This is a genomic window from Comamonas sp. NyZ500 (assembly GCF_016772095.1).
GTDB classification, from domain to species: Bacteria; Pseudomonadota; Gammaproteobacteria; order Burkholderiales; family Burkholderiaceae_C; genus Comamonas; species Comamonas thiooxydans.
Genome location: NZ_JAEIJE010000007.1, coordinates 13299 through 36197 on the forward strand (window position 1 = coordinate 13299; position 22899 = coordinate 36197).

21 protein-coding genes and 1 riboswitch are annotated in these 22899 nt (G+C 63.3%); of the genes, 6 read left to right on the top strand and 15 right to left on the bottom strand.

Annotated elements, in window-relative coordinates; genetic code table 11:
- Positions 1-54 precede the first annotated feature (54 nt).
- The 3 genes from JAO85_RS12400 to prfB all read right to left on the bottom strand — a co-directional run bounded on the left by JAO85_RS12400 (position 55) and on the right by prfB (position 4875).
- The gene (locus JAO85_RS12400; protein WP_237734822.1) at positions 55-1038 is read right to left on the bottom strand and encodes a hypothetical protein; all 984 of its coding nucleotides are present in this window, start codon (positions 1036-1038) and stop codon (positions 55-57) included.
- Positions 1039-1049: 11 nt separating this feature from the next.
- Positions 1050-3752, bottom strand: a complete 2703-nt coding sequence (gene pepN, locus JAO85_RS12405) for an aminopeptidase N (protein ID WP_202788176.1) — start codon at positions 3750-3752, stop codon at positions 1050-1052.
- An 18-nt stretch (positions 3753-3770) separates the two neighbouring features.
- A protein-coding gene (gene prfB / locus JAO85_RS12410; protein WP_100086375.1) for a peptide chain release factor 2 occupies positions 3771-4875 on the bottom strand; the annotation gives its coding sequence in 2 pieces (ribosomal slippage) (positions 3771-4793 and positions 4795-4875; 1104 coding nt in all).
- A 295-nt stretch (positions 4876-5170) separates the two neighbouring features.
- Here prfB and JAO85_RS12415 point away from each other — a divergent pair.
- A complete protein-coding gene (locus JAO85_RS12415) occupies positions 5171-6949 on the top strand; it encodes a methyl-accepting chemotaxis protein (protein ID WP_202788177.1) in 1779 nt (592 codons plus the stop codon).
- 258 nt (positions 6950-7207) lie between these two features.
- Here JAO85_RS12415 and JAO85_RS12420 read toward each other — a convergent pair whose 3' ends face one another.
- From JAO85_RS12420 to JAO85_RS12450, 7 genes are all read right to left on the bottom strand, one after another.
- Positions 7208-8482, bottom strand: a complete 1275-nt coding sequence (locus JAO85_RS12420; protein WP_012838936.1) for an acyl-CoA dehydrogenase family protein — start codon at positions 8480-8482, stop codon at positions 7208-7210.
- A 52-nt stretch (positions 8483-8534) separates the two neighbouring features.
- Positions 8535-9620, bottom strand: a complete 1086-nt coding sequence (locus JAO85_RS12425) for a phosphotransferase (protein ID WP_057092614.1) — start codon at positions 9618-9620, stop codon at positions 8535-8537.
- Between the two features lie 263 nt (positions 9621-9883).
- Positions 9884-10603 (bottom strand): Crp/Fnr family transcriptional regulator, encoded by a 720-nt coding sequence (locus JAO85_RS12430; RefSeq protein ID WP_034349335.1) that lies wholly within the window; start codon positions 10601-10603, stop codon positions 9884-9886.
- A gap of 325 nt (positions 10604-10928) precedes the next feature.
- The gene (thiE, locus tag JAO85_RS12435; RefSeq protein ID WP_039050553.1) at positions 10929-11870 is read right to left on the bottom strand and encodes a thiamine phosphate synthase; all 942 of its coding nucleotides are present in this window, start codon (positions 11868-11870) and stop codon (positions 10929-10931) included.
- 10 nt (positions 11871-11880) lie between these two features.
- A complete protein-coding gene (locus tag JAO85_RS12440; protein WP_003061258.1) occupies positions 11881-12684 on the bottom strand; it encodes a thiazole synthase in 804 nt (267 codons plus the stop codon).
- A gap of 158 nt (positions 12685-12842) precedes the next feature.
- Entirely contained in the window at positions 12843-13040 is a 198-nt protein-coding gene (gene thiS / locus JAO85_RS12445; RefSeq protein ID WP_003061260.1) for a sulfur carrier protein ThiS, read from the bottom strand.
- Positions 13041-13145: 105 nt separating this feature from the next.
- Entirely contained in the window at positions 13146-14240 is a 1095-nt protein-coding gene (locus tag JAO85_RS12450; protein ID WP_012838933.1) for an FAD-dependent oxidoreductase, read from the bottom strand.
- Positions 14241-14303: 63 nt separating this feature from the next.
- Positions 14304-14465: riboswitch (TPP riboswitch) on the bottom strand.
- 65 nt (positions 14466-14530) lie between these two features.
- Between JAO85_RS12450 and thiD the strand changes: the two genes are divergently transcribed.
- Complete coding sequence (gene thiD, locus JAO85_RS12455; protein WP_202788178.1) at positions 14531-15403, top strand: bifunctional hydroxymethylpyrimidine kinase/phosphomethylpyrimidine kinase; 873 nt, start codon at positions 14531-14533, stop codon at positions 15401-15403.
- Positions 15404-15469: 66 nt separating this feature from the next.
- Here thiD and JAO85_RS12460 read toward each other — a convergent pair whose 3' ends face one another.
- Positions 15470-15943, bottom strand: coding sequence for an SH3 domain-containing protein (locus JAO85_RS12460; RefSeq protein ID WP_012838931.1), 474 nt, complete (start codon positions 15941-15943; stop codon positions 15470-15472).
- Positions 15944-16066: 123 nt separating this feature from the next.
- Here JAO85_RS12460 and JAO85_RS12465 point away from each other — a divergent pair, with 123 nt between their 5' ends.
- Positions 16067-16834, top strand: a complete 768-nt coding sequence (locus JAO85_RS12465; protein WP_039050556.1) for an ankyrin repeat domain-containing protein — start codon at positions 16067-16069, stop codon at positions 16832-16834.
- 65 nt (positions 16835-16899) lie between these two features.
- Here the strand turns inward: JAO85_RS12465 and JAO85_RS12470 are convergent, their stop codons facing one another.
- Positions 16900-18192, bottom strand: a complete 1293-nt coding sequence (locus tag JAO85_RS12470) for a cytosine permease (protein ID WP_202788179.1) — start codon at positions 18190-18192, stop codon at positions 16900-16902.
- Between the two features lie 403 nt (positions 18193-18595).
- Here JAO85_RS12470 and JAO85_RS12475 point away from each other — a divergent pair, with 403 nt between their 5' ends.
- Genes JAO85_RS12475 through JAO85_RS12485 form a run of 3 tightly spaced genes read left to right on the top strand, consistent with a single transcriptional unit; the run spans position 18596 to position 20964 of the window.
- A complete protein-coding gene (locus tag JAO85_RS12475; RefSeq protein WP_202788180.1) occupies positions 18596-19492 on the top strand; it encodes a hypothetical protein in 897 nt (298 codons plus the stop codon).
- A 39-nt stretch (positions 19493-19531) separates the two neighbouring features.
- Positions 19532-20119: a sigma-70 family RNA polymerase sigma factor gene (locus JAO85_RS12480; protein WP_202788181.1), complete on the top strand. Its 588-nt coding sequence runs from the start codon at positions 19532-19534 to the stop codon at positions 20117-20119.
- Positions 20116-20964, top strand: a complete 849-nt coding sequence (locus JAO85_RS12485) for a hypothetical protein (RefSeq protein ID WP_202788182.1) — start codon at positions 20116-20118, stop codon at positions 20962-20964. The genes JAO85_RS12480 and JAO85_RS12485 overlap by 4 nt, the downstream gene beginning before the upstream one ends.
- A 75-nt stretch (positions 20965-21039) precedes the next feature.
- Here JAO85_RS12485 and JAO85_RS12490 read toward each other — a convergent pair whose 3' ends face one another.
- The 3 genes from JAO85_RS12490 to JAO85_RS12500 form a co-directional block, all read right to left on the bottom strand.
- Positions 21040-21825: a peptidylprolyl isomerase gene (locus JAO85_RS12490; protein WP_034358635.1), complete on the bottom strand. Its 786-nt coding sequence runs from the start codon at positions 21823-21825 to the stop codon at positions 21040-21042.
- A gap of 93 nt (positions 21826-21918) precedes the next feature.
- On the bottom strand, positions 21919-22185 hold the full coding sequence (locus tag JAO85_RS12495) for a BolA family transcriptional regulator (RefSeq protein WP_003061279.1): 267 nt from the start codon (positions 22183-22185) through the stop codon (positions 21919-21921).
- Entirely contained in the window at positions 22182-22745 is a 564-nt protein-coding gene (locus tag JAO85_RS12500; RefSeq protein ID WP_202788183.1) for a septation protein A, read from the bottom strand. The genes JAO85_RS12495 and JAO85_RS12500 overlap by 4 nt, the downstream gene beginning before the upstream one ends.
- Between the last annotated feature and the right edge of the window lie 154 nt (positions 22746-22899).

Sequence of the window (22899 nt, forward strand, 5' to 3'; positions counted from 1 at the left end):
CAACTCCTTGATATTCGATGCAAATCTGAAATGGACTGAGGGCAGGGGGCCCGATCACTTGCCTGGACGCCCTGCATTGCGCTGCTCCAGTTCTGCCAGCAGCTCCTTGGCGCGGGTTTGCTGCTTGCTGTCTTTCTGGTTCAGCGCGTATTGTTCATAGCGGGCCAGCCATTGGCGGGCCTGCGGTTCTTGCTTTTGCTCATGGGCAAGGACCATGAGCTGGAAATAGCTGTCGTAGACGGTGGCATGGTCTTGCGCCGCCTGCGCAATCTGCAGACGCTCCTGAAGATAGATGGCAGCTTGCTTCAGATCGCCCAGCTCATAGCAATTTTGCGCAACATTGGTGAGTACACCGCGTATTTGCTGCAGCTTGCCCATGGCTTTGAGGCGTTCACGCGCGACAGGAAGCAGTCGCTCGTTGGCTTGCCTGGCCGCGCGAAACCGCCCCAGTTCATGCAGCAGATATCCTTCGTCCTCATAGACGCCGAGAATCTGCATCTGGCTCGGAAAATCCAGAGCCCGTGCAGGCCTCACGCTCTCGTCCCAGCGCATTTCGGCGGGTAGCACGGCAATCTGCTGCAGCGGATATTGAGCCTGAAAGGCTTTGACCCACTTGAGCGCCGCTTCATGCTGCCCGTCATCTGCCAGCCAGCGGATGCTTGAGTAGCGCAGGAAAAAATGAGCGTATGACAGCTCAGGATCCTGAGTGCCGGACAAAGCCGTCAGTGCCGTCTGCGCTGCTTCGGCTGCCTCTTTGGGCATGCCGCGGCGAGCGTAGACGCTGGCCTGTGTGTAGTAGAGCCGGAAGATATCGCGTGCAGCGAACCCCGGCTTTTTCAACAGCGGCTCCAGCGCCTGCAGATCGGCACTCATGGCTCGCCCGCTGAAGCTGCCGCCTTCGCTGAAGACAGTGGCATAGAGGGGCGCAAAACGGGCTTCGAATCCCGCATCAGGCTTTGCTGCCTGAGTGCTCAGCGACATGCTCGCCGCAGCGACGGCAAGGGCCTTCATGCCCCGAGCCGCGTGTCGAGCAAGCATGTTCAGACCCATCAGTCCGCCAGGGCGCGGGTGATGACCTCGCGCACATCGTTGGACAGATCGGGCTTGGCAGCCACACGGGCGATGGCTTCGCGGGCCGCAGAGCGGTAAGGCTCAGCCAGTTTCTTCCAGCGGTCCATCACCCGGGCCAGGCGGGAGGCCACCTGGGGGTTGATGCCGTCGATCTCGATCACGCGATCGGCCCAGAACACATAGCCCGCCGCATCGGCGCGGTGGAAGGCGCCGGCATTGTTGCAGTAGCTGAAGATCAGGCTGCGTGCGCGGTTGGGGTTCTTGATCTGGAAGTCGGCATGCTTCATCAGCGCCTTGACTGCCGGAAGCACATCGCCGCCGCGGTCGCTGGCTGCACCTTGCAGGGCAAACCATTTGTCCAGCACCAGTGCATCCTGCTTGAACAGAGCATGGAAGCGCTGCAGTGCCTGCTCGGCCAGAGGGCTGGCGCTGTAGACCAGAGCGGAGAGGGCGGCCATACGGTCCGTCATATTGCCGGCGTCCTTGCAGCGCTGGTAGGCCTTGCCGGGCCAGACCGTGTCGCCAGTCCGGGCGGCCTGCAGGCACAGCATGGACAGGGCGCGGCCTGCCAGTGCACGGCGGCCGGCGCTGACATGGTCGGGGCGGTAGGCTCCGGTGTCGCGGTTGGCCTCCCAGGCGGCTTCCCACTCGGGCTGCAGCGCGGTCGCCAGTTGCAAGATCATGGCTTCGCGCACCGCATGAACGCGCTGCGGATCGACCTCGGCCAACTGTTCGGCGATATAGCTCTCGGACGGCAGCGTGAGCACCAGGTCCTTGAAAGCCGCATCCAGCTTGTCATCACGCAGCACGCGGCGCATGGCTTCGATGAAGTCTGCCGGCAGGATCTCGGCACTGACTTCGCCGCTGGCAGCGATCGCCTTGAGGGCATAGCGCAGGCCCAAGCGCTGGCTGGCTTCCCATTGATTGAACGGGTCGCTGTCATGGGCCAGCAGGGTCAGCAGATCGGCATCGCTGAATTCATGCTCCAGCACCACGGGGGCGCTGAAGCTGCGCAGTAGCGAGGGCACGGGGGCTTCGCTCACATTGCTGAAGACAAAGCTTTGCTCGGCTTCGGTCAGCACCAGCATGCGGCTGGTGACTGCCTGGGCCGCATCCTCGCCTTGCAGTTGCAGGGCGATGGGCTGGCCGCTGGCCGTGAGCAAACCCATTTGCACGGGAATGACGAAAGGCAGTTTCTCGGCCTGACCCACGGTGGGCGCGCAGCTTTGCGACAGCGTCAGCGTATAGGTCCGGGCGTCGGCATCGTACTGGCCCACGGCCTTGAGCACAGGCGTGCCGGCCTGGCTGTACCAGCGGCGAAATTGCTGCAGATGCTGGGCCAGAGCAGAGTCAGGGTTGGCGTCGGCAATGGCTTGCGAGAAGTCATCACAGGTCACGGCCTGGCCATCATGACGCTCGAAGTACAGCTTCATGCCCTTGGCAAAGCCTTCGCGGCCGACCAGGTTGTGCTGCATGCGTACGACTTCCGCACCTTTTTCGTAGATCGTGACCGTGTAGAAGTTGTTGATCTCGATATAGCTGTCGGGGCGCACGGGGTGGGCCATGGGGCCTGCATCTTCAGGGAACTGCACGGTGCGCAGCACGCGTACATCGTCGATGCGCTTGACGGCACGTGCCGAGGCCGTGCCCGCCATGTCCATGCTGAACTCCTGATCGCGGAAGACCGTCAGGCCTTCCTTGAGGCTCAGCTGGAACCAGTCGCGGCAGGTGACGCGGTCACCCGTCCAGTTATGGAAGTATTCGTGACCGACGACGGATTCGATATTGGCGTAATCGGTGTCGGTGGCCGTGGCCTGGCTGGCCAGAACATACTTGGTGTTGAAGATGTTCAGGCCCTTGTTCTCCATGGCGCCCATGTTGAAGTCGCTGGTGGCGACGATCATGAAGCGGTCCAGATCCAGGCTCAGGCCAAAGCGCGCCTCGTCCCAGGCCACGGAGTGCATGAGGGAGTTCATGGCGTGCTCGGTCTTTTCGAGGTCGCCGGGGCGCACATAGACCTGCAGCAGGTGATCGCGGCCGGCACGGCTCTTGATCTTCTGCTCGCGGGCCACCAGATTGCCGGCCACCAGCGCAAACAGATAGCTGGGCTTTTTATGCGGATCGACCCACTTGGCAAAGTGGCGGCCATCCTCCAGGTCGCCGGACTCCACCAGATTGCCGTTGGACAGCAGCACCGGGTACTGGGCCTTGCTGGCGCGCAGCGTGACGGTGTACATGGCCATCACGTCGGGGCGGTCCAGGAAGTAGGTGATGCGGCGGAAGCCTTCTGCCTCGCACTGCGTGAAGAACGTGTCCTCGCTCACATACAAGCCCATGAGCTTGGTGTTCTTGATGGGGGCACAGGTGGTGAAGATCTCCAGCTCCACGGGCTCGTTGCCCTCGGGCAGGTTCTCCAGCACCAGCTGGTCGCCATCCATCTTGAAGGAGGTACCACCGCCGTTGACCATCACTCGCGCCAGATTCAGCTCGTCGCCGTCCAGGCGCAGCGCCTGTGCCGGCACCTCGGGGTTGCGGCGCACGCGCATCTTGCTGAGCACGCGCGTCTTGGCCGGGTCCAGGTCAAAAGTCAGGTCCACCGTGTCTATCCACCAGGCCGGGGCCTCGTAGTCGGCACGGTAAATCGCGGTGGCCGGGGCTTGCCCGTCACGCAGTTGCAGCATATCGATTCCTTTCTAGGATCAGAGGCCTTGCTTGAGCGAGGCTTCGATAAACACATCCAGGTCGCCGTCCAGCACCTTCTGGGTGGCCGAGACTTCAACGTTGGTGCGCAAGTCCTTGATGCGGCTGTTGTCCAGCACATAGGAGCGGATCTGGTGACCCCAGCCCACATCGGTCTTGGTGTCCTCGAGCTTTTGCTGCTCTTCCATGCGCTTGCGCATCTCGAAGTCGTACAGCCTGGAGCGCAGGCGCTGCCATGCCACGTCACGGTTGCTGTGCTGCGAACGACCGTCCTGGCACTGCACCACGATGCCCGTGGGAATGTGGGTCAGGCGCACGGCCGAGTCGGTCTTGTTGATGTGCTGACCGCCGGCGCCCGAGGCGCGGTAGGTGTCGGTGCGCACATCCGACGGATTGATGTTGATCTCGATGGAGTCATCGATCTCGGGGTAGACGAACAGCGATGAAAAGCTGGTGTGACGGCCGCCCGAGCTGTCGAAGGGCGACTTGCGCACCAGGCGGTGCACGCCGGTTTCGGTACGCAGCAGGCCGTAGGCATACTCGCCTTCGACCTTGATGGTGGCACTCTTGATGCCGGCTACGTCGCCCGGAGTCTCTTCTTCGACCGTGGCCTTGAAGCCCTTGCGTTCGGCGTACTTCAGGTACTGGCGCAGCAGCATGCTGGCCCAGTCGCAGGCTTCGGTGCCGCCGGCGCCGGCCTGGATGTCGATGAAGCAGTTGAGCGGATCGGCTTCGCCGCCGAACATGCGGCGGAACTCGAGCTCCTCGATCAGCGGCTTGAGCTTGGCGGTTTCGGCTTCGATGGTTTCAAGGCCGGCATCATCGCCTTCTTCCTTGCTCATCTCGAACAGCTCGGAATTGTCGGCCAGTTCGGTGGTGAGCTTCTCCAGGGTCAGCACGACGGAGTCGAGCGACTTCTTTTCCTTGCCCAGCTCCTGTGCCTTCTTGGGGTCGTTCCAGACGGCAGGGTCTTCCAGCGAGGCGTTTACCGTGCGCAGGCGTTCGTACTTGGCATCGTAGTCAAAGATACCTCCGGAGATCTGCCGTGCGCTCGGCCAGATCTTGGAGGGTGTTGCCGATAGAGTTGACGCGTTCTGCTTCCATGGTGAATCCGTTGTTCTTGCTGATAAATAAGGGCTGATTTTCTCATGCCGGACGGCTGTAAGGATGCAATGGCCTTCGACAGGGTTTTTGAGTGCTTCATCGGGGTGTCTTTTTGAACCCAGCTATGCCCCTGATGCCACCATCGGTTTTATTCATGGATGTCGTTACTCGAAGTAACAAATTCTGAATAGAATTCGCAGGCGCGCGCAGTGTGTACGCGCTTTCAGGCAGTTTTCCCCATTCCCCATCTCGCAGGTGCCAGACCTTGCAGGTCGCCCAGGCGCCCAATTCCCCCATGAACTTCTTTCGCAACCTCAAGCTGGCCAACAAGCTGCTGGTGTCTTTTGTGCTGATCCTGCTGATCAGTGCGGTATCGGGTCTGTATGGCCTGGTCCAGATGGAGCGTGTCAATGCCACGGCCACCGATCTGGCGCGCCAGTGGCTGCCGGCGGCCCGCAACCTGCAGGACATGCGTTATCAGCTTCAGCGCTATCGCTCGCAGACCATGCAGCATGTGATGGCGCAGTCGTCCGAGGAAATGGCGGTCTATGACAAGAGCATGCCCAAGCTCTGGGACGAGCTGGTCCAGAACCAGCAGTCGTATGCCAAGTACGTGAGAACCGAGAAGGAGCGAGCCCTGCTGGCCGAAATCGGCGAGGAGCTCAAGGCCTATGCCGTGCAGACGGCCAAGGTGGTGGATCTGTCGCATCAGCTGCTCAACGATGAGGCCAGCGAAATCTTGCGCGGCGAGTCGCTCAAGATCAGCCGCGGCATCAATACACGTCTGGATGCTCTCAGCGAGATCAACCATCAGGCGACCGAGGAAACCAATCAGGCCGGCGATGACCTGTATGCCGCTGCTCGCTGGTGGGTGATGGCGCTGCTGCTGGGCTCCATCGTCATCGGTGTGGCGCTGGCGGTGCTGATCGCACGCTCCATCTCGCGTCCTTTGCAGTCGGCCGTTCAGCTGGCCCAGTCCGTGGCTGCGGGCGATCTGAGCGCCAGCATCACCGTGCAAAGCCAGGATGAAGTGGGCCAGCTGCTGCAGGCGCTCAAGGACATGAACACCAGCCTGCAGCGCATCGTGGGTCAGGTGCGCCAGGGCACGGACTCGATTGCCTCGGCCAGCAGCCAGATTGCCAGTGGCAACCAGGATCTGTCTTCGCGCACCGAAGAGCAGGCCAGCTCGCTGGAGCAGACGGCGGCCTCGATGGAAGAGCTGACCGCCACCGTGCAGCAGAACGCCGGCAATGCCCAGCAGGCCAATCAGATGGCGTCTGCAGCGTCCCAGGTGGCCGTACGCGGTGGTGCCACCGTGGCCCAGGTGGTGCAGACCATGTCGGCCATCAACGATTCCTCGCGCAAGATCGTGGACATCATCGGCGTGATCGACTCCATCGCCTTCCAGACCAATATCCTGGCGCTGAACGCGGCGGTGGAAGCGGCCCGTGCGGGTGACCAGGGCCGTGGCTTTGCCGTGGTGGCCTCCGAAGTGCGCACCCTGGCCCAGCGCTCGGCCGAGGCGGCCAAGCAGATCAAGCAGCTGATCGACGACTCCGTGAGCAAGGTGCAGGAAGGCAGCACCCAGGTCGACGAGGCCGGCAGGACCATGGACGAGATCGTGATGAGCGTGCGCCGTGTCACTGACATCATGGGCGAGATCTCGGTGGCCAGCCACCAGCAGACCTCGGGCATCGAGCAGGTCACCCAGGCCGTGACGCAGATGGATCAGATGACCCAGCAGAACGCTGCCCTGGTGGAGGAGGCCGCAGCCGCGACCGACGCGCTGCGTAGCCAGGCCGCCGCGCTGGCCGAGACGGTGAGCTTCTTCAAGCTCGGCGCCCAGTCCGGTCTGCAAGCCACGCCAGCCCTGGCGCCTGCGGCGCTCAAGTCCGCGCCTGCCAGGGCTGCGATCAAGGTTCCGGCCCCGCTCAAGGCCCCGTCGGCTGCGCTCAAGCGCCCGGCGATGTCGGCGGGGAGCAAGCCGCCGGTCCTGAGCCCCGCGAAAAGCGCAGCAGCGCCCCAGCCGCAAAAGGCAGCAACGGCAGACGATGGCGAGTGGGAGAGCTTCTAAGCACGGTACGGGCGTGCGGTGCCGGGCCTGGTGCTGTTAGCTATGTTGCTATTGATTAAGGAGCTTTTATCGTATGTATTCATTGAATTTCAATATGTTTTGCATCTGAAATCCTTTGATATAAGGCGGTATAAGCTTCTTTGTTGATAGCGAGTAACAAGCCTGCCTTCGAAACAAAAACACCCCGCAGCCGTGGCTGACGGGGTGTTTTTGTTTCCGAGGAGCAGGAGCGGCGTGATCCGCTCCTGCCGCCTCGCATCAGCCGCCGCGTGTGATGGGCACTTCGGCGTTCTTGCCGTAGCTGCCGTATTTGCCCAGCTCCCATTTGGCGATCGCGTTGCGGTGCACCTCGTCGGGGCCGTCGGCAAAGCGCAGCGTGCGTGCTGCGGCATAGGCATAGGCCAGCGGGAAGTCGTCGCACATGCCGCCTCCACCGTGGACCTGCATGGCCCAGTCTATGACCTGGCAGGCCATGCTGGGGGCGACGACCTTGATCATGGCGATCTCGGTCCTGGCCACCTTGTTGCCGGCCACGTCCATCAGCCAGGCGGCCTTGAGCGTGAGCAGGCGCGCCATGTCGATCTTGCAGCGCGCTTCGGCAATGCGCTCCTGCGTCACGGTCTGCTGGGCCACGCTCTTGCCGAAGGCCACGCGGCTGCTGGCGCGCTTGCACATCAGCTCCAGCGCGCGCTCGGCCAGGCCGATCAGTCGCATGCAGTGGTGAATGCGGCCCGGGCCCAGGCGGCCCTGGGCGATCTCGAAGCCGCGCCCTTCGCCCAGCAGAATATTGCCGACGGGAACGCGCACGTTCTCGAAATACATCTCCATGTGGCCGTGGGGCGCATCGTCATAGCCCATCACGTTCAGCGGGCGCTCGATGCGGATACCCTTGGCATCGGCCGGGATGATGATCATGCTCTGCTGCGAATGCTTGGCCGCTTCGGGGTCGGTCTTGCCCATGGTGATGAAGACCTGGCAGCGAGGATCGCCGGCACCCGAGATCCACCACTTGTGGCCGTTGATCACGTATTCGTCGCCCTGGCGCTCGATGCGCGTGCAGATATTGGTGGCGTCGGAGGAGGCGACTTCGGGCTCGGTCATGGCGAAGGCCGAGCGGATCTTGCCTTCCAGCAAGGGCTTGAGCCAGCGCTCCTTGAGCTCGGCACTGCCGTAGCGTGCAATGGTCTCCATATTGCCGGTGTCCGGCGCGGAGCAGTTGAAGACTTCGGAAGCCCATGGCACGCGGCCCATGATTTCGGCCAGCGGTGCGTATTCCTGGTTGGTCAGGCCCGCGCCGTGGTAGCCCGAGGCTTCGGCGCTGTCCACGGGCAGAAACAGATTCCACAGGCCCGCAGCCTGGGCCTTGGGCTTGAGCTTTTCAATGGTTTGCAGTGGCGTCCAGCGCTTGCCGGCGGCCGTGTTGGCCTGCATCTCCTCGGCATATTCCTTTTCCGCCGGGTAGATGTAGTCGTCCATGAACTTGAGCAGGCGTTGCTGCAAGTCCTTGGTTTTGGGCGAGTAGTCGAAGTCCATGAGTGCTCCTTTTATTGTGGGACGGTCAAGTTGCGTGGTGGTGGATAAAAAGTCAGGCGCGCTGAGCAAAGGACCAGGCCAGCTCCGCCATGGGGCGGGCGGTGTCGCCCGAGGCCTTGGCCTGGGCGCTGGAGGCCGTGCCGGCCTCGACGCGCTTGGCAATGCCTTGCAGGATGGCCGCGATGCGGAACATGTTGTAGGCCAGGTAGAAGTTCCAGTCGCGCTGCAGCGTGGCCACATCGGCAATGCCGGTGCGCTGGCAGTAGCGCTGGATGTAATCGTGCTCGGCAGGGATGCCCAGGCCCGCGATGTCCAGCCCCGCGATGCCGCGGCCCAGCTCGGCCGGTATATGCCAGCTCATGCAGTGGTAGCTGAAGTCGGCCAGCGGGTGGCCCAGCGTGGACAGCTCCCAGTCCAGCACGGCGATCACGCGTGGCTCGGTGGGGTGGAACATCAGGTTGTCCAGGCGGTAGTCGCCATGCACGATGGAGACACGTCCCTCGTCGCGCGCGCTGGCCGGCATATGGGCGGGCAGCCACTCCATCAGCTTGTCCATCTCGGGGATGGGCTGGGTCACGGAAGCCACATACTGCTTGCTCCAGCGACCGATCTGGCGCTCGAAGTAATTGCCGCTCTTGCCGTAGTCGGCCAGGCCGCGCTCGGCAAACTTCACGCTGTGCAGGGCCGCGATCACGCGGTTCATCTCGTCGTAGATCTCGGCGCGTTGCGCAGGCGTCATGCCGGGCAGGGACTGGTCCCAGAGCACGCGGCCTTCCATGAACTCCATGATGTAGAAGGCGCGGCCGATGACGGATTCATCCTCGCACAGCGCATACATATGCGGCACGGGAACATCGGTGCCGGCCAGGCCCTTCATGACGCGGTATTCGCGCTCGATCGCATGGGCCGAAGGCAGTAGCTTGGCGACGGGACCGGGCTTGGCGCGCATCACATAGCTTTTGCCGGGCGTGATCAGCTTGTAGGTGGGGTTGGACTGGCCGCCCTTGAACATCTCCACCTGCAGCGGACCTTCAAAGCCCTGGACATGCCGGCTCATCCAGTCGGTCATGGCATTGGTATCAAACGCATGCTGATCGGAAACCGCGCGGGTGCCGACGAAATGCTCATAAGTGCTCATGCTGTCTCAGTCCTTTGTTCGATTTGTGATGGGCAAGGCGCAGCCCGCCACGCCGCACAAAAGTGCGGCGAGCGAATGCGTGAAATGGGAGTGCTGCCGCAGAACGCGCGGCGAAGATGCAAGAAAGCGTGAACGCTGAGGACGGCCAAAGATAGCTGCCCCGAAAACAGGCGCAGCCCAAGAGTGAGACATCAAGCAAGGGCCGCCCCGCAGCGAAGATGTCGTCCCCCGTGGGGGGAAGCCGCAAAGCGGCTCAGGGGGGGTTAATGATCCGTGTCTGCAATACGCAGCAGCGTCACCCGGTCGCGCACGATGAGGCCGCCCGGCTCGATGCGAATCACTTCCTCGCGCTCCATGGACTTGAGCTCCTGGTTCACGCGCTGGCGCGAGGCGCCCAGCAACTGCGCCAACTCTTCCTGTGCCAGATGCAGGCCGATGCGGATCTCGTTGCTGTCCGACAGGCTCATCACGCCATAGCTGCGCGTCAGGTGCAGCAGCTGCTTGGCCAGGCGCGCGCGCAGCGGCAAGGTGTTGAGGTCTTCCACCAGACCGTAGAGCTGGCGCACTCGGCGTGCGTTGAGGCGCAGGATCGCTTCGGAAAACTCCACATGCTCTGCCAGAATGCGCTTGAAGTCCGCCTTGGAGACGCACAGCAGCGTGGTCTCGCCATGCGCATAGGCGTCGTGCGTGCGCTTGTCGCCATCCAGAATCGCGACATCCCCGAACCAGATGCCCGGCTCCACATAGGTCAGCGTGATCTGCTTGCCCGTGATGGAGGTGGAGCTGACCCGCACCGCTCCACGTGCACAGGCAATCCACTCCTCGGGCGGTTCGCCGCGAGCGCAGATGAGCATGCCATCTTTGTATCGTTTGACGTAAGCGCATCGAAGAATGTCGTGCCGCAAAGAGGGCGAAAGGGATGAAAACCAGCGACCAGAGTTGATCGCCTCACGTTCTTCCATACTAAGAATTGGCTCGTCCATGTTCTGTCTTATGCGTGACTGGTAACCGCCCCATTGTCGCGTGTGGGACCGGCTGTGCCGCAACTGGGGGACTCAGGGTTGTCACCTGTGCGTCCGCTTTTACCGCGAACAGGGCTTGCGCCGATCAAGAAAACCCAGCAGATATGCGGTCTGCACAGCGGCTGCCAGCAAAAATGCCCGCTGGCTGCGGGCATTCAATCTTGTCATTTCCGGAGTTTCGTGCACCAGGCATGTACGGCATGGCTGCAGTCGTTGAGCATGCAGTAAAAAAGCTGCCGGCACCTATATCAAGCGCTGGCAGCTATTGAGTCGGAGGTAGATGCGCTCAGGCTGCGGCCTGCATGCGCTGCAGCAGATGCTGGGCCGCAGCTTCCGGATCGGGGGCGTTGACCAGAGCGCGCACCACGGCTACCGAGCCCACGCCCGTGGCGCGCACGGCGGGGAACAGGTCCTCGGAAATGCCGCCAATCGCCACCAGCGGGTATTGCTGCATCAGTCGCACATAGGCCGCCAGACGCGCCAGACCTTGCGGGGCAGTCGCCATCTTCTTGAGCGTGGTCGGGAATACGGCGCCCAGGGCGATATAGCTGGGCTGGACCGCATGGGCGCGCACCATCTCGGCGTAGCCATGGGTGGAGACGCCCAAGCGTGTGCCCGAGCTGCGGATGGTCTCCAGATCGCGCTGGCCGATCACGTCCAGATCTTCCTGGCCCACATGGATGCCGTAGGCGCCTGCGTCCAGCGCGGCCTGCCAGTGGTCGTTGATGAACAGGCGTGCCTGCGTGCCCTTGACGGCTTCAACAGCGGCCTTGACTTCACGGGCCACGGAGGCCTGGTCGCCGGATTTGAAGCGCAGTTGCACCGTGGGCACGCCCGCGCGGGCCATGCGACCCACCCATTCGGCCGTGGGCAGCACGCCATACAGGCCCAGCTCGCTCGGGCAATGGGCAAAAGCCAGTGCCGGGTCGGCCTTGCCGAGACCGAAGTCGCGTGGGTCGTCGGGCCAGTGGGTGACATCGAACTGGTTGGTGCGTTCGCTCTGGCACTGCCAGGCCTGGGCCAGTGTTTGTGCATCCACGGCGATAAAGCCCAGCTGGCTGCAGGCTTCCAGCGCAGCCAGATAGGCGGGCTCCTGGCGCAGCGCGGGCGGCACGGGCTGGGGCGTCAGCTCGACCGAATTGGCATCGTGGTGCAACTGGGCGCCAAAATTGGCACTGTGCTGGTGGATGATGGCTTGTGCCAGGGCCTTGATTTCTGCGGAGTCCATGGGCCGGCCTTTATTCCTGATGCCAGAAAGGGGTGCCCAGCACGGGCGTGCTGGGTTGGGCGGCGTTCTGCTCCGCCATGGCGCCAGCGCGCCAGGCGGCGTGACCGGCATTGACGGCATCGGAGAATGCGCCGGCCATGGCCACAGGGTCTTCGGACAAGGCCACGGCGGTGTTCAGCAGCACGGCGTCATAACCCCATTCCATCACGGTGCAGGCATGGGAGGGGCGGCCCAGGCCGGCATCGACGATCAGCGGCACCTTCAGGCGCTCGCGCAGCATCTGCATGGCATAGGGGTTGATGGGGCCGCGGCCGGTGCCTATGGGCGCAGCCCAGGGCATGACGGCCTGGCAACCCACGTCGACCAGTTTCTGGCACAGCACCAGGTCGTAGGTGGTGTAGGGCAGGACCTGGAAACCGTCCTTGATGAGGATGGAGGCAGCCTCCACCAGGTTGAGCGTGTCGGGCTGCAGCGTGTAGTCGTCGCCGATCAGCTCCAGCTTGATCCAGGGTGTGTCGAAGACTTCACGCGCCATCTGGGCCGTGGTCACGGCTTCCTGGATGGTCATGCAGCCTGCCGTGTTGGGCAGCACGGGCACGTTGAGCTTGCGCAGCAGTTCCCAGAAGCTGGCGCCGGTCTCGGCCGCATTGCTGCCCTGGCGGCGCAGCGAGGCCGTGACCATGGCGGGCCTGGAACGCTCCACAGCCGCTTCGAGAATGGCGGGCGAGGGATAGCGCGAGGTGCCCAGCAGCAAGCGGCTTTCAAAACGTTGGCCGTAGAGAACCAGGGTGTCGTCGGTGGTTTTTGTATTCATGATTTATCTATATCTCTTGTCTTTGTACCGCAATGCGTGTGAAGCCCAGTGAGCCTCAAACAGGCATGTGCCCAGTCAGTGACACCGAGCAAGAGCCGCCTCGCCGCGAGGGTGTCGCCCCCAGGGGGAAGGCGCGAAGCGACTCAGGGAGGTCATTCCTAGCCGCCTGTCACTGGAGAGATGACTTCCATCCTGTCGCCCTCGTTGAGCGCATGGTCGGCGTACTGCGTCTTGGGCACAAACACCGTGTTGACCGCCACGGCAAACGGGGGCTTGGCCTGCATCTGCGCCAGCGCATCGGCCACGGTGGCATGGGCTTGCAGCTCGGTGGCTTGCTGGTTGAGGGTGATCTTCATGGCATGAAACAGAAAATAAAGCGGGTGCTAAGTTAAACCTCTGCACGGCGGCGCTTGCGTGCGCAGGAGGTGCAAGTGCTGTGCGCCAAAGTTCGGGCTCGCGGCTCAGCCGCGATGCACGGCGACATCGAACTCGCGCGCCAGCGGCGAGTCGTTGCGGTCCACCAGCTCCAGCACCACGTCGAGCATGGCGGGCGAGATCATGAAGCCGTGGCGGTAGAGGCCGTTGACTTCCATGACGCGCGGCGTCAGCAGGCGCACGGCGGGCAGATTATCGGGCAGGGTGGGGCGGCACTGGGTGGCGATCTCCACAATCCGGCCTTCGGCAAAGCCCGAGTGCACGGTATAGGCCGCGCTCAGCAGCTCCAGCGTGGAGCGCACGCTGGCCGGCGACATATCGTCGGATTCGATCTCGGTCGCGCCAATCACGAACAGATGGTCTTCCTTGGGCGCGATATAGATGGGGTAGCGTGGATGGATCAGGCGTGTGGGGCGCTGCAGCGTGACTTCGGGCGCATGGATGCGCACCACCTCGCCGCGAATGCCGCGCAGCTGCTTCCACTGGCTGCGGGCCCCCAGGCCCCGGCAGTCGAACACGAAGTCGGGCTGGCCGGCCTCGCCGGGACGGAAGTCGCCGACCTCGCGCGGGCTGTCCCAGTGCAGCTGCACGCCCAGGGCGCTGAGCTTGTCGACCAGCGCCGTCAGCAGCTGACGGTTGTCGAGCTGGCCTTCGCCGGGCAGATAGACGGCCTGGTTGAAGCGTCCCTGCAGCGCGGGCTCGCAGTCCTGCAGCGCCGCGCCGGTCTTCTCCTGCATGGCCGGCAGGCTGGGGTTGATGCGCCGGTTTTTCTCCAGCAGACCGAAAAAGCGCGCCGCATCGCCCTGATCCTGGCGGTGCCAGAGAATCAGCGTGCCGTTTTGCTGCAGAAACACATGCTGCTCGAGCTGAGCTATGAGCTCGGGCCAGCGCTTGAGCCCATGCTGGCCCATGCGCACCACGCCGGGCTCGGTAATGGCCGACTCGGCCAGCGGCGCCAGCATGGCAGCCGCCACGCGCGCCGCAGCACCATCGCCTTGCGGGCCATGGGCGTCATAGAGGTCGATGGCGTGACCGCGCTGGGCCAGGGCCAGAGCCAGCAGACGGCCCATGAGGCCGCCGCCGAGAATTGCGATCTTTGAAGAAGCTTGTAGCAATGACATGTGCAAATCGTTTTCCATCCGGACACAGGAACAGGGCCATGTGCAGGACAAAACGCGGCATGCCTTGCGGCTTGTGAAACTCCCCACGCCAGCATGACCTGGATCGGGTGCAGGGGGCACAGGGCACGGATGGTGCTCTGGTGCGCAGCCCGTGGCTGGCGCAGCCCCAGGGTGTTTCTCAGTCCGCACAGGCTGCTTGCCTGCGGGACACCCCTGTTTCGTCCGTTGGACATTACAGCACAACCGCAAACAGCACGCATTGACCATGCGCATGGGCGATAATTTTTGCCATGACAGTGATTGCTTCTTCCTTCATCTCCGGCGCCGCAAAAAAGCGCTATGCACGCGTGCTCTCCATCGCCGGCTCGGACAGCGGCGGTGGTGCCGGCATCCAGGCCGACCTCAAGACCTGTGCGGCACTGGGCTGCTACGGCATGACGGCGATCACGGCCATCACCGTGCAGAACACGCTGGGCGTGACGGGTATTCACGGCATTCCGCTCGATACCGTGCGCGGCCAGATCGATGCCGTTGTGCAGGACATAGGCGTCGATGCCGTCAAGATCGGCATGCTGGCAACCCCCGATGTGGTGAGCGTGGTGGCGGATGCGATCCGTCGCCACGGGATCAGGAACGTGGTGCTGGACCCCGTGATGGTGGCCACCAGCGGCGATCGCCTGATCGTTCCCGAGACGGCACAGGCGCTGGTCCAGGAGCTGTTCCCGCTGGCAACGGTGATTACACCCAATCTGGATGAAGCAGCTTTGCTGCTGGGTCGCAACATCGACGGCATTGCAGCGCTGGATGCGGCCGTGGCCGATCTGCTGGCCATGGGCGCGCCGGCCGTATTGCTCAAGGGCGGGCATCTGAGCGGCGATCTGGTCATGGATGTGCTGGGCCGACAAGGCCGGCAGGCCGGCGACTATCTGCGCCTGCAGTCACAGCGCATCGTCACCCATAACGGCCATGGCACGGGCTGCACGCTGTCGTCGGCGATTGCCTCCTTCCTGGCCCAGGGGCTGGCGCTGGAGGCCGCGGTGACCGAGGCGCGCAGCTATATTCTGGGCGCCATCGAGGCCGGCGCCGAGGTCTATACCGGCCAGGGTCACGGCCCCCTCAATCACGGCTATGCGCCGCGCGCGCAGATGATCGTCGAAGGCTGATTGCCGGCACCCGCAGAAAAGGCCTGCTGCTGCAGGCCTTTTCTTTGGGTGTTCGTGTTGCAGGGCTTACCAGCCCCAGACCAGATTCTTGGCCACCCAGCCGCTCTGGCCGTTGCTGCGCTGGACCTGGGCCCAGCTGCCTTGCTTTTTCAGAGTCTGCAGCACCTCATGCTGCTCCAGCTTGCCCACGCGCTTGTGCTTCTGGCCGGGGCCGGAGCGCAGATTGGCCGTGCGCGCCGTCACCACCATATGCGGGCTCTTGCTGGTCAGCGGGGCGTGGACCCAGCCCAGCGTGGACTCATAGTCCTTGACGCGCAGCCACTGGCCCTTGCGCTGGGTGACTTGCAGCGGATAGCCCTTGCTCAGTTCCCAGAGGGTTGCGGAGCGGGTGTTGGGCTGCTCGCGCACATTCACGGTCGTGCCCTTGATGCTGACAAATTCCTGGGCTTGTGCGAGGGCCGGCAGCAGGCCGGCGGTGAGCGCACCCAGCGCGATCAGGCTTGAAGTGGCGGCGGTGCGGATCCAGCGGTTGCAAGGCACGGGGCAGATTCTCCTTCGAACGATTAAAAACAGGCTGTAACCCTCATCGGACTTGCGTGGCTAGCTATAGTTCCTGTAGAAAGCTGACAGGGGCTGAACACCCGACAGTCATAAAGGAATGCCATGAACCAGCCAGTTCGCGCCCATGGGAGCGCCTCGTTGACCACTCGATTGACGCTTGCGATGACGGCTCTGGCCGCCGCGACCCTGCTCACGGCCTGCCAGAGCAGGGCGTCGGCGAATGCTCCGGCTGTAACACCTGCCGCCGCTGCGGCGCCAAAAGCCGGGGACCCGCAGATGCCGGGCCAGCAATTGCTGGCCGCTGCCGCGCAGGGCGATGTCGTGGCGGTGCGCAATCTGCTGGCCGGCAACGCGCCTGTCGACGTGCAGGACGCCCGGGGCAATACCCCGTTGCTGCTGGCCACGGCGGCCAACCATATCGAAGTGGCGCGATCGCTGCTGATGCACGGTGCCAGCCCCAATATCCAGAACCAGATGCAGGACAGCGCCTATCTGCTGGCCGGCGCGCAGGGCCGGCTGGAGATTGTGCGCATGACGATTTCCTATGGCGCCGATCTCAAGAGCACCAACCGCTATGGCGGCACGGCCCTGATTCCGGCCTGCGAGCGCGGCCATCTGGAAACAGCCCAGGCGCTGATCGCCGCCGGCGTGAATGTGAACCATGTCAACCGGCTGGGCTGGACCTGCCTGATGGAAGCCGTGGTGCTCAGCGACGGCGGGCCGCGCCATCAGGCCATCATCCAGGCCTTGATCGACGCGAAGGCGGATCTGAATCTGCCCGACAAGGATGGGGTGACGGCCCTGGCCCATGCACGCCAGCGCGGGCAGAAGGCCGTGGTTCATATGCTGCAGGCGGCGGGCGCCAAGTAAGAACAGAGGAGATGGCTGCAGAGCCTTTCTACCGCGCGTGTGATGCTATTGCCTTTGAGTTTCAGTCAGGCAGCAACGGAGCGCGGCTGCAGCTGGCGTGTGGCGACTGCCACCACAAAGGTCAGCGCCAGCGTGGGCAGGGCCGAGCCCAGGGCCGTGCTGACATAGGGCAGCAGGTGATAGAAGGCAATCCCCAGCACCCAGATGGTCACGGCATCCCAGCGCACGGCGGGCGCTTTTTGCATCAGTTGTACGGCATCGGTGCCAAATGCCAGGCGACCCAGCATTACGCCGAACAGCGGCACAAAGCAGGAGCTGAGCAACAGCAAAAACGGCTCCAGACTGTGCATGGGCAGTACCATGGCCAGCGCCGTGCACAGGGCCGCGATCAGCAGGCCCCAACGGCGAATGCTCCAGCGCGGTTGCAGGCTGTGGGCCGACATGGCGCCCGAGTAGGCATCGCCATAGGCATTGTCCACCTCGTCGATCAGAATCAGCGACAGCGCAATCAGCCCGCCCTGGGCCAGCAGCAGGGCCGTGACCAGGTCTTCGCTGGGCAGGGTCAGGGCCACCAGCACGCCCAGGGAGTAGCACCAGATATTGGCCAGGGCAAAGCCGGTCCAGGCACCCGTCAGCGCGGACTTGCCGCTTTTGCCGTGGCGCGCATAGTCGGCCACCAGCGGCAGCCAACTGATGGGCATGGCGATCACCAGATCGACGGCGCCGAGCATGCTCATGCCGCCTGCACCTTCGCGGGCCATCAAGTTGCCCAGGCCGGTGGCGCCGGCCATTTTGAGGAATTGCCAGCTCAGCCACAGCAGCGAGGCAATCACCAGCGGCAAGGCCACGCGCGAAATGATGCGGCGCACCAGGGTGGTCATGGAGCCGCTCATCAGCAGCAGGATCACGCCACCCCAGAGCAGCGTGGCCAGCCAGGGCCAATAGGCAGCGCCCATGATGCCGCTTTGTTTGCCCAGCGCCACGGTGGCGTCGCGCATCACCACCAGCTCGAAACTGCCCCAGCCCAGCAGCTGGATGATGTTGAGCACGATAGGCAGTCGTGCGAAGCGGCGGCCGTAGACGCTGTGCATCAGCCCGGCGCTGGACAGGCCGCTGTCGCAGCCCAGCTTGCCCACCCAGCCCAGCAGGCCGGCGCCGATCAGCGAGCCTATGCCGATTGCGATCAGCGCATGCAGCGGGCTGAGCGCGGGCAGCAGATAGGCCCCCATCTGCATGACCAGCAGGCCCACGCCCAGACTGAACCACAGCGAGGCATGGTCGCGCCAGGCAAAGACGCGCTCCTTAGCCGTCACCGGGGCCAGGGCCCGATTGGCCGATGTGGAAGAAGATGAATTCATGAATGCTCCGCCAGAAAAACGAAGCAGGGGCCGCATGGTTTGCGCGGCGAGCCAGCAAAGACATGGCCAGTCGCGGTCTGACACCTTGGACAGCTTCCCTGCGCGAGGATGATCTCGGGCAAGCGGTCGTCAAGACACCGCTTGCGCAATCAGGTTCAAAGGGACTCTCTCAGCCCTGACCGGTCATGGTCAGGACACCCCCAGCATTGCTGCCTGCCTTGGGCCGCAGCGAGCGCGATTGTGCCAGACATGCCGCGTCGGGGCAGAACTGCAGCGCAAAGCTGTGTTGCAAATGCTTGCAAATCAGAGTGCCTGTCTTGACCCCGTTGCGTCTGCTGCTGCGTTTCAGCCTCCGACAAGTTTGTTTCAGCCGCTGTGGCTGTATCTTGAGGAGGCCTTGTCCATGTTGTCTGTCCCTATCGAACCCCCGGTTCCTGGTTTCTTGCTGTCGCGCGGCCGTTTGCTGCGCGCTTCGCTGCTCTGCGCTGCCGCGATGATGGCCGCCACGCCGGCTTCGGCCTGGATGCGCGGCAACCCAAAGCTGGCCCAGATCAGCATCGTCGAACGCGCCACGGGCCGGGTACTGCCCCAGTACAGCCACGAGGGCGAGCTGTGGGTGGTGGGCCGCCCCGGTGCCAATTACGCGGTGCGCATCCGCAACTTCGAGAGCCGCCGCATCATGGGCGTCATCAGCGTCGACGGGGTCAATGCCATCAACGGCCGCACGGCGAGCTCCCGCGCCGAAGGCGGCTATGTGCTGGATGCGGGCGACAGCTACGACGTGCGGGGCTGGCGCAAGAGCAATGACAACGTGGCTGCGTTCTATTTCTCCGAAAGCGATATGTCCTATGCCGCCAGAACCGGCAGGCCGCAGGATGTGGGCGTGATCGGAGTTGCGCTGTACCGCGAAAAGCTGCCCGAGCCTGCTGCCTACCAGGGGCCGCTCCATGAGCCGCAAGCGCAGGCCAGTGCCTCGGCGGCTGAATCTGCAGCGGCGGATGTCGCCGTGCCTCAGGCCGCCAGCAAGAGCCGCAGCGCCGAGCGCCGTGCGCCACAGGCCTCGCCGACCCCCTCGCTAGGCACGGGCCATGGCGCGGTGGAGCGCTCGCAAGTCACCCAGGTGGACTTCGAGGCCGATACAGACCAGCCCCGGCAGATGGTGCGCATCCGCTACGACAGCTATGCCAACCTGGTCGCCAGAGGCGTGATTCGCGAGCCCCGTCCACGGCCGTCCCAGCCGCGCGCGCCCAATCCTTTTCCCGGGGACAACGGCTTTGTGCCGGATCCACCCCGCAACTGAGTTGATTGCGCTGTCGTCGGAGTTTGCATAATCGCGGGCATGCTTGCACCGCCGCTTGCCCAAGCCCAACTCGCCGATGAAGCCCTGATGCGCAGCTATGCCGCAGGGCAGGCCACGGCGTTCGAGACGCTTTATGCCCGGCACAGCCTGCGCATATGGCGCTATTTCTATCGCAACACGGGCGATGCGGCGCTGGCCGACGATCTGGCGCAAGACCTCTGGCTTACCGTGGTGGACTGCGCCTGCCGCTATGAGGTGCGCAGCAGGTTCACGACTTGGCTGTTCACCATGGCGCACAACCGCCTGGTCGATCACTGGCGCAGGCAGCGGCCGGGCATCAGCCTGTCGGCAGACACGCAAGAGTCCATGCGGCTGGCCGAAAGCCTGTTTGCGGCCTCGGGCTTCGAGCCCGAGCAGCAACTCGATCGTCAACTCATGGCCCAGGCCATCCTGGCAGCGCTGGCCCGGCTCCCGGCCGAGCAGCGCGAGTGTTTTCTGCTGCAGGTCGAGGCTGATCTGACGCTGGCCGAAATTGCCCAGGCCACCGGCGTTGCCGAGGAAACGGCCAAAAGCCGCTTGCGCTATGCGCGTGCCAAACTGCGCGCCGCGCTGGAGGAACTGGCATGAATATGCACCCCGAAAACCCGTCTGGCGACGACAAGCCCGATGCGCTGCGCGAGCTCTACCACGAGGCCGTGGCAGAGGATCGTGGCCCCAGTGCACAAAGCAGCGCAGCCATCCTCAAGCGCGCACGCCAGCGCGCGGCAGCTGTGGGGCAGGAGCCCACGGAGTCTATGGACAAGCCTGCCGCCAATGACCGCTTCTGGCTGCGTCATGCGCTGGGCGGACTGGCGGCCGTCGGGCTGGTGGGCTGGCTGATGCTGCAGCACGCCGCCTGGTGGAGTGGGCCGGACAAGGAGAGCGAGCGAGATTCCAGGGCCGAAGCAGTGGCCCAGCCAGCTGAATCGCAGCCGGCTCCGGCAGTTGAGGGTGCTGATCGCGCCGCCGTGGTGGAATCGGCTCCGGGCGCGGCGGCGCTGGCGCAGAAATCCACGGAAAAAAAGACTCGAATCCAGGCAGAGAAAACACCAGAAGCTATGGATATGGAAGCATCTATAGCTGCATCAGTCCCTGTGCTGCGGCCAGAGGCTGCTCCGGCCCCGGGTGCGGCGGCGCGCTCCGCAAAGCCGGCTGCCAAAGCGCCATCCCGCAGCGATGAGACCACAGAACCTGCTGCCACGGCGGAGGCCATGGCGCCGCAGATCTCCAGGTCAAGCGCGCAATTGCCGCTATGCCCCTTGACGGCCGAGGTGCATGGCAACACGCAAGCTGCAAAAGAGGAGGCGGACAAAGCCTCAGGCATCGCAGGCAAGCCGCTGGATTGCCGCCCGCGAAAGCATGGGGAAACGCAGCCAGATGACGCCAAATCTGGGCAGGATGCTTCTAAATATATAGCATATCCGCCGCAGTGAGACAAAAAAAGCCCGCTTGACGCGGGCTTGGGTGATGGTCTGGCCAGTACTTTTGGGTACTGACGTTAGATCATGTTACTGGATTTTTGCGCTTTTGCGCAGCTGATCTTGGAACTGCTGCTCTTTTTGCTGCTGCAGCTGTTGCGTGATCTGGGGTTTGACATCTTCGAACTTGGGCATTTCGGCCTGGCGCTCGTCATCCATGCGGATGATGTGCCAGCCGAACTGGCTCTTGACGGGCGCGTCGGTCATCTCGCCCTTCTTGAGCTTGATCAGGGCTTCGGTGAACTCGGGTACGTAATTGTTGGGGTTGGCCCAGTCCAGATCACCGCCACGGGCACCCGATCCGGGATCCTTGGATTCCTTTTTGGCGATGTCTTCAAACTTCTTGCCGGCCTTCACCTCGGCAATGATGGCCTTGGCGCGGTCTTCGGACTCCACCAGGATGTGGCTGGCCTTGTATTCCTTGCCGCCATTGGCAGCGACGAATTTGTCGTACTCGGCCTTGGCTTCGGCATCGGTCACGGGGTTTTTCTTGCGGAAGTCGTCAAACAGCGCGCGGATCAGCACGGTCTGGCGTGCCATTTCCATCTGCTGCTTGTAGGCTTCGGAGCCGGCCAGGCCGCGGCGGTTGGCTTCCTGCATGAAAATTTCACGCGCGATGACTTCATCCTTGATCATCTTTTCCATCTCGGGCACAACGGGCTGGCCGCTGGCTTCGATCTGGGTCTTCAAGGCATTGACGCGGGCCATGGGAACGGCCTTGCCATTGACGATGGCCACATTCTGGGCCGAGGCGGACAGGGCGGCTGCGCCCAGAACAGCGGCGGCCACGATGCGGGCCAGTTGCTTTTGTTTCATGCTCATTCGAGTTGTGATTGAGAAAAGTGAGTGAAGTTCAGTCCATACGCAACAGGCTCCCGTCAAGGAGCCTGTGGTCAGAACAGTGCGTTCTCAAAGTACTTCAATGGCGATGGCATGAACACCCTGGTCAATGAAGTCTTGCAGTGCATCATACACAAGGCGGTGGCGTGCCACGCGGGTTTTTCCATCAAAGGCAGGGCCGGCGATGCGCACGCGAAAATGCGTGCCCACACCGCTGTCGTTGGCGCCGGCATGACCGGCATGCTGATAGCTCTCGTCGATGACTTCGAGTCGGGTCGGGGCCAGACGCTGGCGCAGGGCGGCGTCCATGGCCTGGGCACTGATGGTCACGCTCATGGCTGCTTGTCCTTGGCTGCGTTGGGCACGCCGTCCTGGGGCAGGTAGCGGCTCATGTAGATGGCTTGTGCAATCACAAACACCACCATCAGTCCCATGCCGCCAAACAGCTTGAAGTTGACCCAGGTATCGGTGTCGAAGTTATAGGCTACCCAGATGTTGAGTCCGCCCATGGCGGCGAAGAAAGCGGTCCAGGCCCAGTTGAGCTTGAGCCAGATGGCGTCGGGCAGTTGCAGCTGCGCGCCCATGACGGAGCGCAGCAGGTTCTTTTTGAACACCAACTGACCGATCAGCAGCGCGCCGCCCATGAGCCAGTAAAGCACCGTGGGCTTCCATTTGATGAAGTTGTCGTCATGGGCCAGCAAAGTGGCGCCGCCAAACAGCACGATGACGCCGAGGCTCATCCATTGCATGGGTTCGATCTTGCCGGTCTTGAAGCGCAGATAGGCGATCTGCGCCACGGTGGCGGCAATGGCCACGGCCGTGGCGGTGTAGATGCCCCAGACCTTGAAGGCCACGAAAAACAGGATGATGGGGAAGAAATCAATCAGCAGCTTCATGCGCGAAATGGTAGTCGTTCTGAAATTCAGACTGCGTAGCACCGACAAGGTTCCCGGCGCTGCGAGCAAAGCCGCATCATGCACCAAAGCCCAGGTCATACCGTAGGCAAAGCCTTGTGCGCCGGACGGAATCAGCTATCAAAGCTGATACGCA